Origin of the sequence: Pseudonocardia xinjiangensis (assembly GCF_050948425.1) — a bacterium.
In the GTDB taxonomy this organism is placed as follows: Bacteria; Actinomycetota; Actinomycetes; order Mycobacteriales; family Pseudonocardiaceae; genus Pseudonocardia; species Pseudonocardia xinjiangensis.
On the sequence record NZ_CP192009.1, the window covers coordinates 4,286,415 to 4,301,411 of the forward strand.

Genomic DNA, 14,997 nt, shown 5'->3' on the forward strand with positions numbered 1-14,997 from the left:
CGACACTGCGGAAGACGGCGCAAGAACAGTGCCGGGAAGACGGCACAGCGAAAGGTGGAGAAATGGGCGAGCTCAGCCCCTGGCACTGGCTCATCGTGATCGGCGTGTTGGTTCTTCTGTTCGGAGCCAAGAAGCTGCCCGAGGCGGCGCGCGGACTGGGCCGGTCGGCGCGGATCCTCCAGGCCGAACTGCGGGCCGGCACCACCCCGGCCACCGACCCCGAGCCCGGACGGCCCGCCGCGGGCGAGGAGAAGGAGTAGCCCGACACCGGCGGCCGCCCCGACGAGGACAGCGGTGCCGGCGCGGCCGTGGTGCGGTGACCGTGAGCCGGGCAACACCGCTCCGGTCACCCGAACCGGCTGATCAGGAGGACGATCGGGCTCATGACCCGATGGATCCCGGCTGTGCTCGGCGTGCTCATGATCTTCTTCGGGGCGGTGTGGACGCTGCAGGGGGCCAACCTGCTCCTCGGCAGCTTCATGACCGGGTCACGGCTGTGGCTCGTGATCGGGCTGGTCCTGCTGATCGGCGGCATCGCGCTGCTCTCCCGCACGGTGCGCACCCGCGCCCGCCACTGAGCCGTTCGGGTCCAGATCGACTCGCGCTTGCCGCCCCCCGGGGTCACCATGTCCCCATGGACAAGGTGTGGCGCGATTCCCACAGTCGTCTCGACACCGTGCACCGCGTGGGCGCGGTCCTGTTCGGCCTGGGCCTGTGGGTCTTCGGCATCCTCGGCCTGGTGAACCGGCTCGACCCGTTCTCCCTCGACGGTGCCCCCGTGCTCGGCCTCTCGTCCAACGGCCTGCTGTCGGTGATCTCGCTGGTCGTGGGCGGGGTGCTGATCGTGGCGGCCGTGCGCGGCGGGCGCACCGCGTCCACCGTGACCGTCACGGTGGGCACCCTGTTCGTCCTGTCCGGGCTGCTCAACGTGCTCGTGCTCGGCACCCCGTACAACCTGCTCGCGTTCCGCATGTCCAACGTGATCTTCAGCCTGGTCGCGGGTGCCCTCCTGCTGTTCCTCGGCGCCTACGGGAGGTTCACCGGCGGCCTGCCCGAGGACAACCAGTACCGGGCCGAACGTCACGGCGCCCACGACTCCGAGGACATCCCGCTGCCGACCGTCTTCCGCGACGCGGAGGACGTGATCGCGGCACGGGAGCTCGCCGAGGCCGAGCGGGCCGTCGCCCAGCACGCGGCGTCGCCGGCACAGGCCGACGGCGTTGCGGCCGCGATGAAATCCCGGCGGGCCGAGGACCGCGTGCAGGCCTGGCGCGCCAGCTCTCGCTGAGCGCCCTGGGGCGTCTGAGGTCAGCGAGCCCGGTCCCGCAGCACGAACTTCTGGATCTTGCCGGTGGAGGTCTTGGGCAGCTCCCCGAAGATCACGAGCTTCGGGGCCTTGAACCGTGCCAGGCGCTCCTTCACGTGGTCGATGATCTCTGCCTCGGTGGCGCTCGCGCCCTCCTGCAGCGTGACGTAGGCGACCGGCACCTCGCCCCACCGCTCGTCCGGCGCCGCGACCACTGCGACCTCCCGCACCGCCGCGTGCTCCGCGATCGCCTGCTCCACCTCGACGGACGCGATGTTCTCCCCGCCGGAGATGATCACGTCCTTGCTCCGGTCGCGCAGCTCCACGTACCCGTCGGGGTGCAGCACGCCGAGGTCCCCGGTGCGGAACCAGCCGTCCGGCGCCGCCGCGGCCGTGGCCTGCGGGTCGTGCAGATAGCCGAGCATCACGTTGTTGCCGCGCAGGGCGATCTCGCCCACCGTCGTGGCGTCCGCCGGGACGTCGGCGCCGTCCGCATCCACCACCCGCGCCCGGCACGAGATCATGTTCGCCACGCCCTGGCGCGCCTTCAGCCGGGCCTGCTCCGTGGCGTCGAGGTCGTTCCACTCCGGGCGCCAGTCGCAGATCATCACCGGCCCGAACGTCTCGGTCAGTCCGTAGAGGTGGGTGACGTCGAAGCCCAGCTCCCCCATCCGCCGCAGGATCGCCGGGCTCGGCGGGGCACCACCGGTGGCCACCCGCACCGGCGGGCCGTCGAGCGGGGCCGCCTCCGGTGCGTACGCGAGCATCGAGAGCACGGTGGGCGCCCCGTTGAGATGGGTGACCCCTTCCTCCCGGATGAGCCGCCACACCTGCGCGGGCTCCACCTTCGGCAGGCAGACGTGCGTGGCGCCCGCCGCGGTGACCGCCCACGGGAAGCACCAGCCGTTGCAGTGGAACATCGGCAGCGTCCACAGGTGCACCGCCGACGGGGAGAGCCCGGTGTGCCCGGCCATCGCCAGCGCCTGCAGGTAGGCCCCGCGGTGGTGGTACATCACGCCCTTGGGCCGCCCGGTCGTCCCCGAGGTGTAGTTGATCGAGAGCAGCGAGCGCTCGTCGGTGGGCGTCACCGCCTGCGGGACGGCCGCGGCCAGTAGCTCCTCGTACCGCTCCCCCGTCCGGACCCGCACCGGCGGAGTGGTTGCGGCCCGGTCAAGCCTGCCCACCACGTCGGCGACCAGGTCGTCGAACATCGGGTCGTGGACGAGGACCCCCGCCCCGGAGTGCTCCAGGATGTAGGCCACCTCCGCCGCCGCCAGCCGGGTGTTCAGCGCGACCAGCGGCACCCCCGCCCACGGCACCCCGAAGTGCGCCTCGAGCAGCACGTGCGTGTTCGGTGCCAGCACCGCCACCGGGCGGCCCGCGGCGAGCGGGGCCAGCGCACCCGCGAGCTGCCGGCAGCGCCGGTGCAGCTCCTCGTACGTCCACCGCTGGGCGCCGTCGACCACCGCGGTGCGGTCGCCGTGCGCGGCTGCGGCCCGATCGAGGTACGACACCGGTGTCAGCGGCTCGAACGAGAGGTCCACGCCGTCAGCATCTCCTGGCCGGCCCGCCGGCCGCACTCCCTGGCCCGGCAGGGTCACTGTCCTCGAGCCGATCTCCGGGGCACGATGGCCCGGAGGGATCGAGCGGTCCCGGCGACGATGCGGAGGCACGGACCATGGCGTGGGACTTCTCGACGGAACCCGAGTTCGAGACACAGCTCGAGTGGATGCGCGAGTTCGTCCGCACGGAGATCATCCCGTTGGAGACCCTCGACCTGGACCGCGCGACGTTCGCCCGGATCACCGCCCCGCTCAAGGAGCAGGTGAAGGAGCGCGGGCTGTGGGCGGCGCACCTGCCCCCCGAGCTCGGCGGCGGCGGGTTCGGTCAGGTCAGGCTGGGGTTGATGCACGAGGTCCTCGGACAGTGCCGCTACGCGCCGGGCATCTTCGGCAACCAGGCGCCCGACTCCGGCAACGCGGAGCTGCTCGCCATCGGCGGCACCCCGGAGCAGAAGGAACGCTTCATGTACCCGCTGCTGCGCGGGGAGCTGCGCAGCTGCTTCTCGATGACCGAGCCGGGCGCGGGAGCGGACCCGACCCTGCTGTCCACGCGGGCCGTGCTCGACGGGGACGAGTACGTGATCAACGGCCACAAGTGGTTCTCGTCGAACGCCTCCCACGCCGACTTCCTCATCGTCATGGCCGTGACCGATCCGGACGTGTCGGCCTACCAGGGGTCGTCGATGTTCGTCGTGCCCGTCGACACGCCCGGGGTGCAGATCCTGCGGGACATCCCGGTGATGGACCACCCCACGATCGGCGGGGAGCTCTACGGCGGCCACGCCGAGATCCTCTACACCGACGTGCGCGTGCCGAAGGAGAACCTCGTCGGCAGCCCCGGTGACGGTTTCCGGCTCGCGCAGCAGCGGCTCGGTCCGGGCCGGATCCACCACGCGATGCGCTGGCTCGGACAGTCGAAGCGGGCGTTCGACATGCTGTGCGAGCGTGCCGTCAGCCGCTACACCCACGGGTCGGTGCTGGCCGAGAAGCAGATGGTGCAGGACTGGGTGGCCACCTCGGCCGCCGAGATGCAGGCGGCCCGGCTCATGACGCTGCACGCCGCCTGGACGATGGACCAGGTGGGGGCGGCCAACGCTCGCGTCGAGATCGCCATGATCAAGTACTGGGGCGCGAAGGTGCTCCACGACGTGATCGACCGGGCGATCCAGGTGCACGGGTCGCTCGGGTTCTCGGGCGACCTGCCGCTCGAGTCGATGTACCGGGCCGCCCGCGCGGCCCGGATCTACGACGGCCCCGACGAGGTGCACAAGACCACCGTGGCCCGCCGGATCCTGCGCGGCTACACCCCGGTCGACGTCCCCACCGAGCACATCCCCACCCGCGCCGAGGCGGCCCGGACGAAGTTCGCGGAGTACCTGGAGGGCGCCACCGCGAACCTCTGACCCGCGAGTCGCCCGATTTCGCCCCGCGAGTCGCCCGTTCTGCGTGCGCGAGTCGCCCGATTACGCCCGGCGAGTCGCCCGGTACCGGCGCTGCTCGGGCGTCGGGGGAACCCGATGCCCGAGCGCGCTGCGGCCTACCGGCCTACCAGCGGTCGTGCACGTGCGGGCGGACCAGCTCGTCGTAGACCTCGCGGACCGCGGCGTGCACCTGCTCCCCCAGCGGCGCGAGGTCGGCGGCGGCGGCGTTCCCCCGGGCCTGCTCGTCGTTGCGGGCGCCCGGGATCACCACGGTGACCTGTGGCAGGTCGACGATCCAGCGCAGCGCGAACTGCGCCATCGTCGCCCCGGCCGGCACCAGCGCCCGCAGCCGTTCGACGGCCTCCAGGCCGACCTCGAACGGCACGCCGGCGAACGTCTCGCCCACGTCGAAGGCCTCGCCGTGCCGGTTGTAGGTGCGGTGGTCGTCGGCGCCGAAGGTGGTGGCCGCGGTGTAGCGCCCCGACAGCAGACCGGACGCGAGCGGCACCCTGGCGATGATCGCGACCCCGGCCTCCGCGGCCGCGGGCAGCACCTGCTCGAGCGGCTTCTGCCGCAGGGCGTTGAGGATGATCTGCACGCTCGCCACGCCGGGCCGGGCGATCGCGGTGAGCGCCTCGTCCACCCGCTCGACGCTCACGCCGTACGCCGCGATCCGCTTGTCGGCGACCAGCTCGTCGAGCGCGTCGTAGACCTCGTCGCGGGAGTAGACGGCAGTGGGCGGGCAGTGCAGCTGCACGAGGTCCAGCGTGTCGACGCCGAGGTTGGCCCGGGAGCGGTCGTTCCAGGCCCGGAAGTTCTCCCGCGTGTAGTTCTCCGGCACCTGGTCGAGGCGCCTGCCCATCTTCGTGGCCACCGTCAGCTGCGCGTCGCCCCGCTCACGCAGGAACCGGCCGACAAGTGTCTCGCTGCGGCCGTCGCCGTAGACGTCGGCCGTGTCGAGGAAGGTGACGCCCGTGTCGACGGCGCCGTGCAGCACCGCGAGGGCGTCGGACTCGTCCACCTGACCCCAGTCCGAGCCGAGCTGCCAACACCCCAGCCCGACGACACCGACCTCACGTCCCAGCCGCTTCGCCATTCGCTTCTCCACCCACTGAGCCTAGGCTCCGTGCAACCGGGCACCCCCTCGGCTCCGTCCTCACGGCATGCGCCCCGTGCGGATCGTGATCGGGCTGGCGCTCGTGGCGGTGACCGCCTGCGGGCAGCCGGTGGTCCCGGCGGGAGGAGGTGGACCGGTGGACGTCGCGGAGCTGGTCGGCAGCTGGTCGGTGAGCGGCACCGGGATCGAGGACGCGGTGCTCGTCCTCGACAGCCACCGGTTCGAGGTGCGCGCGGGCCGCGACGTCCGGTACGGCGGCTGGCGCGCGGACTCCTCGGGGCTGTTCGTGGCGCACGTGTCGGCCGCCGGCGGTGAGCCGCCGCCCGACCTGTCCACGCCGCCGTGGTTGGAGGCGGCCACCGCCGTCACGCGCGCGGGCTCCGATCTCGTGCTGCTCGACGCTGCCGGCGAGCCGACGGCGCGGCTGTCCCCGCGGCCCGGCCCACCGCCTCCCCCCGGGGGGCCCGCCGGACACGTCGGCCCGGCGGCGCCGTTGCCGCCCGGTGTGGAGCCGGTGGAGCGGTCCCGGCTGCTCGGGCGCTGGGAGATCACCGACCGCGCACGAGCGGCTCGGGCGCCGGAGCCACCGCATGCCGACCTGGCGGCGGCGGGCTCCTGGACCGGCTCGGACGGCTGCAACGGCGGCGCCGGCCGGTGGGTGAGCGGTCCGGGCGGCGTTCTCCTGGCCACCTGCGGCCCGATGACGCTGAGGGGCTGCGACGGCATGGTCGGCGTTCCCGGCTGGCTGGCGAGATCCGCGCGGGCCGGGTTCGACGGCGCGACCCTCGTGCTGTTCGACGTGGACGGGCGCGAGCTCGGCCGGCTGGTCCGGCCCTGACGGCGCGGGGTCAGCCGGGCTCGCGGCGGCCGGCGGCCTCGGCGACCCGTTCATGGAGCCGGCCCCGGATCTCCTCCGGCGTGTAGGCCCGCCTGCGCCGCTCGGCGCGGACCGTGACGGCCCCGGTCGCCGCGACCCCCGCGAGGCCGGCGAGCCCCAGCCACTTCCACCAGCGCATGGTGGTTAACCTACCGGCCGTGCCGGCCAGCGTGATCACCCTCGACCGGGCGTGCGAGCTGGCCCGCACCGGCGACGTCTGGATCTTCCGTGGCCGCAGCCCGGCCGACCGGGCCATCCGCGGGATCACCAACGCCCCGGTCAACCACGTGGGCATGGCACTGGTCGTCGACGACCTCCCGCCCCTGATGTGGCACGCCGAGCTGGGCCGGTCGCTTCCCGACCTGTGGTCGGGCACGCACCAGCGCGGCGTCCAGCTGCACGACCTGCGCGACGCGGTGCTGCAGTGGGGGCACCGCTACGACCAGCGGGCCTGGTTGCGGCAGCTGGACGGCCCGCTCAGCCGGGACATGGAGGACGCGGCCCTGCGCACGGTGGCGCGGCTCGACGGCACCCCGTTCCCCTCCACCGCCCGCCTGGCCGGTCGCTGGCTCCGGGGCCGGCTGCCCGCGCTGCGGCGCCCCGGCGGAGACGGCGACGGCCGGGCGGAGCCGGCGCCGGGCCCGGAGACGGCCTACTGCGCCGAGGTCGTGGCGGTCACCTACGAGGAGATGGGTCTGCTGGCCGGGCACCGCAGCCCCAGCTGGTACGACCCGGGGCGCTTCTGGAGCGGTGACGAACTGGACCTGGTGCCCGGTTTCCAGCTGGGCGGGGAGATCGCGGTGACGCTCCCTCCTGCTCCCGCGCGCCCCCGCGCCGCGGCGACGCCGTCCCGCCGGGCGGCGTGGCGCCCGGCACTGCGGCTCCGGCGGCACCGGACCGGCCTGAATCCGCCCGCTCCGTTGCAGTAGCCCGTGGCGGCGAACGGGAGGGCGCCGCGACTTCCGGCAGTCACCCTTCCGGCGCCCGATCCGCAGCGCCATTCCGCGTACCCAAACGGACGTCCTCTATCAGGCGCCGACAGCCGCCATTCCAGCCCTCGCGTAGCGCGCAGCCGCTCGGCGCCACATCGCCCGTGGCGAGCCGATCGGGCCCGTAACCGGTGGCACCGATGGGCCGCCACCGGCGAGACCGTTCTGTCTCATCGATCGGTGCATCCATCGGTGAAGTTGTGAATCCGCTGTGGCAAACCACGCGCCGAGCTTCATCGAAACGCGCCGTTTCGATTAAGGCGCACCGACAACGGTTCGCGGCCCGGACGGGCGCGACTCAATGGTCGTCCGGGACGGCCGGCGCACCGCGGTTGCCGCACCGCCCGGACACCACAACGGACGCGTCACATCCGGAGGCCACATCTCGGGGTCACGTCCGGATAGATCACGGCCACAAGGACGGATCACAAGGCTCGGCACAACGGGCCCGGCACCGACGTGGGACCGCCCGACCGTCAACTCGGGACGGTCGAGTCGAGACCGTCATCTTCCTGGGGACACCGCCCGATGGCGAGCGGATTATTTGCGGCGGAGTCATCGGCCGTTCCACCGCGGCGGACGCTTCTCACGGAAGGCCGCCACCCCTTCGGCGGCATCCTGCGACTCGTTCACCGCAATCTGGGCCCGTTCCGTAGCGGCCCATCCGAGAGCGTCCTCGGCGGCCACCACCGCGGCCATGGCACCCAGCGTGGCACTCTGCGCCACCGGCGCATTGGCACAGACGCGCTCCGCGAGAACCAGCGCGGCTTCCTCTGCTTCCCCGGGCTCTACCAGCGCGTTGACCAGGCCGAGCGTCCATGCGCGCTCGGCGCCCAACGGCTCGCCGGTCAGCAACATCTCGGTGGCGACGTTGCGCGGCAGCGCCCGCTGCGCCCGGAAAAGGGCACCGCAGTTCGCGATCAGCCCACGTGCGGTCTCCGGAAGCGCGAACCGCGCGGTCCGTGCAGCCACCACGAGATCGCAGGCCAGTACGAGCTCGAACCCACCTCCGTAGGCGATTCCCTCGACGGCTGCCACCAACGGGGTGCGCCGGTCGCGCCGGACCACGCCGTAGTTGCCCCCTCTTTCGGTGGGGGGACCCGCGCCATCGGTGAGGTCGGTGCCCGCCGAGAATGCCAACGGGGTTCCGGCGAGCACGCCTGCCCACAGGTCCGGATCATCGTCCAACTCGTTCAAGGCAGCGTCCAGAGCAGCCGTCATACCCTGGTCGATCGCGTTGCGCTTGGCCGGGCGCTCCATCCGGACCAGCAGGATTCGCCCTCGCCGTTCGACCGTCACACCCACGGTTCGAGCCTAGTCGGCCGGGGCCGCGCAGCGGCAACTAGTGGCCTGACCGGCTCTTTTCCGGCATCGGCGATCCCATTCGGTCGGAATGGCCCGGGCCGCCGGGGGCAGCGGGTGGGCCCGGGCGGCACGGATCCGTCCCACCCCGATCGACAATGGGCACCTCACTCCTTTATTATCGTCTCGCAATTGCCACCCACCCCTGTTCGGAACCGCGGAACCCTCGTACCACAGCGAGGGTGCCCCGGCGTACCCGGAGCCCCTGAAAGGCAGCGCACATGGCGAAGCAGACAACGGTCACCCTCGTCGACGACCTCGATGGCAGCGAGGCCGAGGAGCAGATCGAGTTCGCGATGGACGGCAAGGCCTACGAGATCGACCTCTCGGCGGCCAATAGCGCCAGATTGCGCACGGCCCTCGAGCCCTTCATTTCCGCTGCCCGGCGCACCGGCGGCCGTCGTCGTTCGGGCGCCACCGCCGTCGCGGCCGCTCGTCCCAGCACCGACCGCGAGCAGAACCAGGCCATTCGGGAATGGGCGCAGGCGCAGGGGATGAAGATCTCGGAGCGGGGCCGCATCCCGTCCAACGTGCTCGAGGCGTACCACCAGAGCCACTGACGCGCTCACGGAACAGCTGATGGGGCCCGCCGCGCCGGGCGATCTGCCACAGTAGGGCGATGATCGAACCGGCGGCGGTGCACCTGGTGCTGCCGGGCGACGCCCCCTCGTGGACCGGCACCGGCATCGAGGTACGCCGCGGCGACCGCGTCACGCTGCTCGGTTCGGGCCGCATCAGCTGGTCACCGACCCACTGGGGCGGCCCGAAGTACCACCTGTGGGGCCGCGTTCCCGGCGGAGAGATCTTCGGCTGCACCCAGGACACCACCACCGTGGTCGTCGACAGCTCAGGCCCCCTGGAGCTCTGCGTCCACCTGGGCACCTGGGCCGACCGGTCGGGCACACTCGTCACGAGCGCGTGTGCCGACGAATTCTCGGGGCAGCACCGCGGGTCGCTGGCGGTCACGGTGCTGCACTGGCCGCGGGGCGCCGACCCGGTCGACGGCCTGGCGGCGCTGCGGCCCACCACGGCCGACCCGCAGCTCGTCGCCGCCGAGCGTCGCAGGCTGCTCGACCCCGTCGTGCCGCCCGCCGGCTGGTCCTACCTGCTGGCCCCCGGACCGGGGGACATCTACCGACACGCCGTCACCGACGGCAGGCCGGCGATCGACGTCGTCTGCGACAACGCGGCGGGCGTCCTCGCGAAGGACGTCGACGTGGCCCTGCACGGCGACACCACCATCGAATGGAGCTGGCGGGTCGAGGCGCTGCCCGGGGCCGCGCCGGAGAACACGACCTGGACGCACGACCTGCTCGGGATCACCGCGGTGTTCACGCCCGCGGCGCCGCGGCTCAACTGGTTCTGGAGTACCGCCCTCGAGCCCGAGGACGACACCTTCGGCTGCCCCGTCCCCGGCCGGGCCGGCCGCGAGACACACATCCCGGTGCGCAGAGGCCCGGCCGGGCTCGGCCGGTGGCGTCGCGAGTGCCGCGCCGTGCGGGCCGACCACGAGCGGTTCGTCGGCCCGGCACCGGCGCGCATCCGATCGCTGCAGCTGGTGGCGGTGAGCCACTTCGGCCACGGCACCGGCCGGGCCACGTTCCGCGACATCGTCCTGCAGAGTGGCGGCCGGCGCATCCAGGTGCTGTGACCTCCGGTCTTACCTCCGAGGTGATCGACCGGCCACCGCGGCCCGGGCGAAGGTCGTCCTGTCACCGTCCACCCGTGATCCGCGGAGGCCCCGATGTCCACCACCCCCACACCTGACACGCTCGTCCGGAACTACCTGGCGGCCTGGAACGAGACCGATCCGGCCGCCCGCCGCGCCGCCGTCGAGGCCGCCTTCACGCCCGACGTGCGCTACGTCGACCCCCTGGCCGACGTCACCGGCACGGACGGGCTGGACGCACTGATCGCCGGTGCGCAGCAGCAGTTCCCGGGCATGGAGTTCCGCGCGGTCGGCGACGTCGACCGGCACCACGACGTGTGCCGGTTCCGCTGGTGCCTCGGCCCGGCAGGCGCCGAGTCGCTGGTGATCGGCTTCGACGTGGTGGCCGTCGCCCCCGACGGTCGGATCGCCACCGTGCACGGCTTCCTGGACCGGGTCCCGGCCACCCTCTGACCGGAACGAGCGTGCGCGATCCGGAGGGGCCGTCAGCGCGGGCCCATCCGGATCGCGCCGTCGAGCCGGATCACCTCGCCGTTGAGCATGGGGTTGGCCACGATGTGCGCGGCGAGCGCCCCGAACTCGGCCGGTCGGCCCAGCCGGGCCGGGTGCGGCACCTGCCCGCCGAGCGACGCCCTGGCCTCCTCCGGCAGGCCGGCCAGGAGCGGCGTGTCGAACAGACCCGGAGCGATGGTCACCACCCGGATGTAGCTCGAGGCGAGATCACGGGCGATCGGGAGCGTCATGCCCACGACTCCGCCCTTCGAGGCGGAGTAGGCGGCCTGGCCGATCTGGCCGTCGAAGGCAGCGGCCGAGGCGGTGTTGATGATGACACCGCGCTCCTCACCCACCGGCTCGTGTGCCACCATCCGTTCGGCCGCGAGCCGCAGCACGTTGAACGTGCCGATCAGGTTGATCTCGATGATGCGGGTGAAGTCGGCGAGGGGGAACACGCCCTTGCGGCCGATCACCCGGATCGCGTTGCCGGTGCCGGCGCAGTTGACCGCCACCCGCAGCGGGCCCAGCTGGTCGGCGACGTCGAGCGCGGCCGCCACGTCGCTCTCGCTGCGGACGTCGCCCGCCGCGAACCGCACCGCATCGCCGAGCTCCGCGGCCCGCTCCTCCCCCGGCGAGCCCGGCAGGTCGAGAAGCACGACCTTCGCACCTGCTGCCACGAGCACCTCCGCGGTGGCGAGCCCGAGCCCGGACGCGCCACCGGTGACCACGGCGACGCCGTCGGTGATCTCCACAGATCCTGCCTCCGTCCAACCGTCACAACTGACTGTTGATCTGCTGGTGGTGCTGTCATACCACCGCGGCGCCGGGGGCCAGGAGCCGCCACACCACCTCGACACCCGCCTCCGCGGCGCTGCGCTCGTCCTGCGATGGTCGCCGGTCGACCTCGTCGAAGCCCAGCCGCCGCGGTATCGCGCCACTGGCGACGTTGGCGAGGTCGTGGACGATCTCGACCCGGTCGGCGCCGATGCGGAACGCCTCGGCCGTCAGCGCGGCGGCAGCGGCTGTGGCGTAGCCCCGCCCGAGGTGCGCGGGGTGGACCCAGTAGCCGATCTCGAAGCCACCCTGACCGATCCGGCTCATCATCGAGCAACTCCCGGCGACCGCCGGCCCGGGAGCGATGATGGCGTAGTCGTAGTCGATGCCCCACTGCTCCTCGGTCCGGGAGAGGTAGGCCACCGCGTCAGCCGTCGAGTAGCCGCGCGCGGCCCAGGCCATCCACGGGGAGAGGTGCTCCAGCGACTCGCTCACCACGCGGTACAGGACCTCTGCGTCGGCGCGTCGCCACCGCCGCAGCACGAGCGGACCCGAGGTGAGCTCGTCCGCCGCGGTCAGCACACCTCGATTCTGCCGGTGTCACCACACCGTGAGCAGCAGGTGGTTGACCAGCAACGCCAGCACCGCCTGGGCCACCAGCCACCAGCGCACGTGCCGGGGCGGCAGCAGCGCGCACCCCACCACCATCCAGACCCCGAACGGCAGCCAGATCCGCTCGACCTCCGCCTTGCTGAGCCCGGACACGTCCGCCGCGAGCACCGCGACGACCGCGGCGGCGACCAGCAGGGCCGGTGCGAGCGGCAGCGACCGGGGCGCGGCGGCAAGCCTGCGGAGCCCGGCGAGGACCGCGGGGCCGGTGGCCAGTACCAGCGCGGCGAGGTTCGCCCACACGAAGTACTCGTAGGGCCGGCCTGCGGCGGCGCTCGCCGCGTAGATGATCCGCAGCAGATGCAGGCCGGTGAACCACCAGAAGCCTGCGGCGGTGAACGCGGCGACCACGGCCAGCACGCCCGCCGTGGCCAGCGCGCCGGCCCGCCACCTCCGGGTCACCACCAGCACGGCCAGCGCGAGCAGCCCGCCCAGCACGAGCCCGTAGGAGAGGTAGAGCACGAACCCCAGCAGCAGGCCCCCGGCCACGGCCGTGACGTCGGCCCGCAGACCCCGCCGGGTCGCGCCGACCGCCAGCAGGGCGACGCCCCAGGCCAGCACGCCCGCGAACATCCCGTCCGCCGACACCCCCACCCACACGGCCCCGGGGAACAGCACGCCGAACGGCAGCGCCGACCGGGCGACGTCCTCCGATCCCAGCGCCCGCAGGGTCACGGCGACCGCCGCGCAGGCCGACGCCCCGACCAGGATCACGGCGATCCCCGCCGGTCCGCCACCGCTCAGCCCGATCCGGTCCAGCCACACGAACAGCAGGAACACACCGGGCGGGTGCGCCCCGACGTGCGTGGTCCAGTGCACGGGCTGGTCGGTGAGGATGAAGTCGGTGAAGGTCCGCAGCATCGCCGGGATGTCGGTGACCCGCGGGACGTCGTACAGGTACTCCTGGTCGGTGGCGAGCCGTCCCGCCACACCGACCGCCCATCCGTCGACGAGCGCCAGTCCGAGCGTCCAGACCACGGACGCGGCCCACGCGAGCAGCAGCAGGGGGCGCCAGGCCAGGCGCTGGGCGAGAGCCGGGCCGCGCGCCGCCACGAGCACGCCGACGACGATCGCGACCGGTGTGCCCGGGCCGACGTGCGGTGCCCAGCTCGCGAGCAGCGGCGGGAAGCCGAGGAAGATGTCGACCCCGTCCCGGAGGAGCTGCCAGCCCACGAGCGCGGCGGCCACGACGAGCGCCGCACCCGCCCCCACCGCGGCCAGGTCGAACGTCAGCCCGGCTCGCCGGATCCGCGTGTCCGGGAGCATGCGCGTCACGGGGACAGGATGCCGGACCCACCCCGCCCGGACCGCGCTGTGACGCCACCCGTTCGCAGCCGGTAAGGACCGGTCGGTGAGGCTCCCACCCCTGGCCCGGGCGACTCGCGCACCCGAAACGGGCGACTCGCGCGCGCAGATCGGGCGACTCGCGGGGTCAGGGCGGGCGACTCGCGGGCGCGAAACGGGCGACTCGCGGGGGTGGGGGCGGGGTGGGTTACTCGGCGGCGGGGGGTGGGGGTGGGGTGGCCGGGTCGCCGGACCCGGTCCGGGTGCCGTAGCGGGTGCGGGCGAGCGCGGCCGCCAGCGCGAGCGGCACCGCCACCACCAGTGCCAGCCGGAACGCCGTCCCGAACGCCCCCGAGTCGGCCAGCGGACCGACGGCGGCGGTGCCGGCCGAGCTCCCGAGGAACAGGAGTGCGGCGAAGAGGGCCACGGCCGTGGCCCGTTCCGTGGGCACCACCTCGGTGGCCCAGCTCTGCAGCGTGGTGTGCAGGAACGCCCACGACCCACCCAGCAGCAGCCCGGCGACCGTCACCGTCGCGATGTTGACCGCGACGGCGGGGACGGCCCAGCCGGCCACCAGCAGGGCGCCACCGATGGTGGCGAGCCCGCCCGCCGACGAGCGTCCGACGAGCGAGCGCACCAGGCGCGACCACGCGAGCGCCCCGACCCCGAACGACGCCGCCACCAGGCCGGCCAGCGCGGCCGAGGACCCGAGGGCCTGCACGGCGGGCGCCAGGTAGGTGAGGACGCCGAGAACCACGATGCCCTCGACGAACACCAGTGCGAAGACCACCAGCGCCCACCGGTTGCGCAGCACCCTGGCCACCGAGCGCAGCGGGTTGCCGGTGGAGGGTTCGCGGTCGGGCTCCGGGAGCCGGGCCAGCGCGACCCAGAGCAGGGCGGCGGCCACGCCCGTCACGGCCGGCACCGCCCGCCAGTGGAGCAGGTCGGCGAGCAGTCCCGCGCCCGCGGTTGCGACGGCGATGCCCAGCGAGGACGCGGCCAGGACGTCCGACAGGGGGCGCTGGCGCACGGCGGCCGGCCACATGTCACCGACGTACACGAGGGTGGCCGGGATGAGCGCGGCGAAGCAGCCACCGGCGAGCGTGCGCGTCAGACCGAGGACCAGGAGGTTGGGGGCGAGCATCGAGCCGACGCCCGCGAGTGCCGCACCGAGCAGCGACAGGCGCATCACCCGCACCCGCCCGACGCGGTCGCTGATCATCCCCCACACGGGCTGCATGAGGCCGTAGGCCAGGAAGTACGCACTCGCGACCGCGGCGACGGCCGACAGCGGCGCTTTCAGGTCGAGACCGATCACCACGAGGAGGGGGGCGATGGCGAAACGGTCGACGGTGCTGGTCAAGGCGGCCAGCTGCAGCAACCGCAGCCGGCTCCGCTCCCCCACGCCGGGGCGCGTCTCCGTGCTCACCGACAGACCATGGTCCGTCACGCGCGCTCGCGCTGCACGAATC

At 73.3% G+C, this 14,997-nt stretch carries 17 protein-coding genes; 9 read left to right on the forward strand and 8 right to left on the reverse strand.

Translation table 11 applies throughout. The features are described 5' to 3' along the window. The first annotated feature begins 62 nt into the window (after window positions 1-62). From tatA to ACQPZA_RS20205, 3 genes are all read left to right on the forward strand, one after another. Window positions 63-260 (forward strand): Sec-independent protein translocase subunit TatA, encoded by a 198-nt coding sequence (gene tatA / locus ACQPZA_RS20195; protein WP_169397783.1) that lies wholly within the window; start codon window positions 63-65, stop codon window positions 258-260. 123 nt (window positions 261-383) lie between these two features. Then, window positions 384-578, forward strand: a complete 195-nt coding sequence (locus ACQPZA_RS20200) for a hypothetical protein (protein ID WP_169397784.1) — start codon at window positions 384-386, stop codon at window positions 576-578. Between the two features lie 56 nt (window positions 579-634). After that, the gene (locus ACQPZA_RS20205) at window positions 635-1,288 is read left to right on the forward strand and encodes a DUF4383 domain-containing protein (protein WP_433272700.1); all 654 of its coding nucleotides are present in this window, start codon (window positions 635-637) and stop codon (window positions 1,286-1,288) included. A gap of 20 nt (window positions 1,289-1,308) precedes the next feature. On the opposite strand, the gene ACQPZA_RS20210 is transcribed toward ACQPZA_RS20205, so the two are convergent. Continuing rightward, the gene (locus ACQPZA_RS20210) at window positions 1,309-2,850 is read right to left on the reverse strand and encodes an AMP-binding protein (RefSeq protein ID WP_433272702.1); all 1,542 of its coding nucleotides are present in this window, start codon (window positions 2,848-2,850) and stop codon (window positions 1,309-1,311) included. Between the two features lie 134 nt (window positions 2,851-2,984). On the opposite strand from ACQPZA_RS20210, the gene ACQPZA_RS20215 reads away from it, so the two are divergent. Then, window positions 2,985-4,271: an acyl-CoA dehydrogenase family protein gene (locus ACQPZA_RS20215; protein ID WP_433272705.1), complete on the forward strand. Its 1,287-nt coding sequence runs from the start codon at window positions 2,985-2,987 to the stop codon at window positions 4,269-4,271. A gap of 142 nt (window positions 4,272-4,413) precedes the next feature. Here the strand turns inward: ACQPZA_RS20215 and ACQPZA_RS20220 are convergent, their stop codons facing one another. Beyond that, window positions 4,414-5,385 (reverse strand): aldo/keto reductase, encoded by a 972-nt coding sequence (locus ACQPZA_RS20220; protein WP_433282900.1) that lies wholly within the window; start codon window positions 5,383-5,385, stop codon window positions 4,414-4,416. A 67-nt stretch (window positions 5,386-5,452) separates the two neighbouring features. Between ACQPZA_RS20220 and ACQPZA_RS20225 the strand changes: the two genes are divergently transcribed. After that, the gene (locus ACQPZA_RS20225) at window positions 5,453-6,244 is read left to right on the forward strand and encodes a hypothetical protein (RefSeq protein ID WP_433272707.1); all 792 of its coding nucleotides are present in this window, start codon (window positions 5,453-5,455) and stop codon (window positions 6,242-6,244) included. A 10-nt stretch (window positions 6,245-6,254) separates the two neighbouring features. On the opposite strand, the gene ACQPZA_RS20230 is transcribed toward ACQPZA_RS20225, so the two are convergent. Continuing rightward, window positions 6,255-6,422, reverse strand: coding sequence for a hypothetical protein (locus tag ACQPZA_RS20230; protein WP_169397789.1), 168 nt, complete (start codon window positions 6,420-6,422; stop codon window positions 6,255-6,257). A 19-nt stretch (window positions 6,423-6,441) separates the two neighbouring features. On the opposite strand from ACQPZA_RS20230, the gene ACQPZA_RS20235 reads away from it, so the two are divergent. Next, window positions 6,442-7,212, forward strand: a complete 771-nt coding sequence (locus ACQPZA_RS20235; protein ID WP_433272709.1) for a hypothetical protein — start codon at window positions 6,442-6,444, stop codon at window positions 7,210-7,212. 615 nt (window positions 7,213-7,827) lie between these two features. On the opposite strand, the gene ACQPZA_RS20240 is transcribed toward ACQPZA_RS20235, so the two are convergent. Beyond that, window positions 7,828-8,577, reverse strand: coding sequence for an enoyl-CoA hydratase-related protein (locus tag ACQPZA_RS20240; RefSeq protein ID WP_169397790.1), 750 nt, complete (start codon window positions 8,575-8,577; stop codon window positions 7,828-7,830). A gap of 278 nt (window positions 8,578-8,855) precedes the next feature. On the opposite strand from ACQPZA_RS20240, the gene ACQPZA_RS20245 reads away from it, so the two are divergent. The 3 genes from ACQPZA_RS20245 (at window position 8,856) to ACQPZA_RS20255 (ending at window position 10,756) form a co-directional block, all read left to right on the forward strand. After that, entirely contained in the window at window positions 8,856-9,194 is a 339-nt protein-coding gene (locus tag ACQPZA_RS20245) for a histone-like nucleoid-structuring protein Lsr2 (protein WP_169397791.1), read from the forward strand. A gap of 59 nt (window positions 9,195-9,253) precedes the next feature. Continuing rightward, window positions 9,254-10,285: a DUF3047 domain-containing protein gene (locus ACQPZA_RS20250; RefSeq protein WP_433272712.1), complete on the forward strand. Its 1,032-nt coding sequence runs from the start codon at window positions 9,254-9,256 to the stop codon at window positions 10,283-10,285. 93 nt (window positions 10,286-10,378) lie between these two features. Further along, window positions 10,379-10,756: a nuclear transport factor 2 family protein gene (locus ACQPZA_RS20255; protein WP_433272715.1), complete on the forward strand. Its 378-nt coding sequence runs from the start codon at window positions 10,379-10,381 to the stop codon at window positions 10,754-10,756. Window positions 10,757-10,788: 32 nt separating this feature from the next. Here ACQPZA_RS20255 and ACQPZA_RS20260 read toward each other — a convergent pair whose 3' ends face one another. The 4 genes from ACQPZA_RS20260 to ACQPZA_RS20275 all read right to left on the reverse strand — a co-directional run bounded on the left by ACQPZA_RS20260 (window position 10,789) and on the right by ACQPZA_RS20275 (window position 14,954). Further along, the gene (locus ACQPZA_RS20260) at window positions 10,789-11,550 is read right to left on the reverse strand and encodes a 3-hydroxyacyl-CoA dehydrogenase (RefSeq protein ID WP_433272717.1); all 762 of its coding nucleotides are present in this window, start codon (window positions 11,548-11,550) and stop codon (window positions 10,789-10,791) included. Between the two features lie 55 nt (window positions 11,551-11,605). After that, window positions 11,606-12,154, reverse strand: a complete 549-nt coding sequence (locus ACQPZA_RS20265; protein ID WP_433272719.1) for a GNAT family N-acetyltransferase — start codon at window positions 12,152-12,154, stop codon at window positions 11,606-11,608. An 18-nt stretch (window positions 12,155-12,172) separates the two neighbouring features. Continuing rightward, on the reverse strand, window positions 12,173-13,507 hold the full coding sequence (locus tag ACQPZA_RS20270; protein WP_433282902.1) for a hypothetical protein: 1,335 nt from the start codon (window positions 13,505-13,507) through the stop codon (window positions 12,173-12,175). Window positions 13,508-13,733: 226 nt separating this feature from the next. After that, window positions 13,734-14,954 carry an MFS transporter gene (locus tag ACQPZA_RS20275; protein ID WP_433272721.1) on the reverse strand — a complete coding sequence of 407 codons (1,221 nt, stop codon included), beginning with the start codon at window positions 14,952-14,954 and terminating at the stop codon, window positions 13,734-13,736. Between the last annotated feature and the right edge of the window lie 43 nt (window positions 14,955-14,997).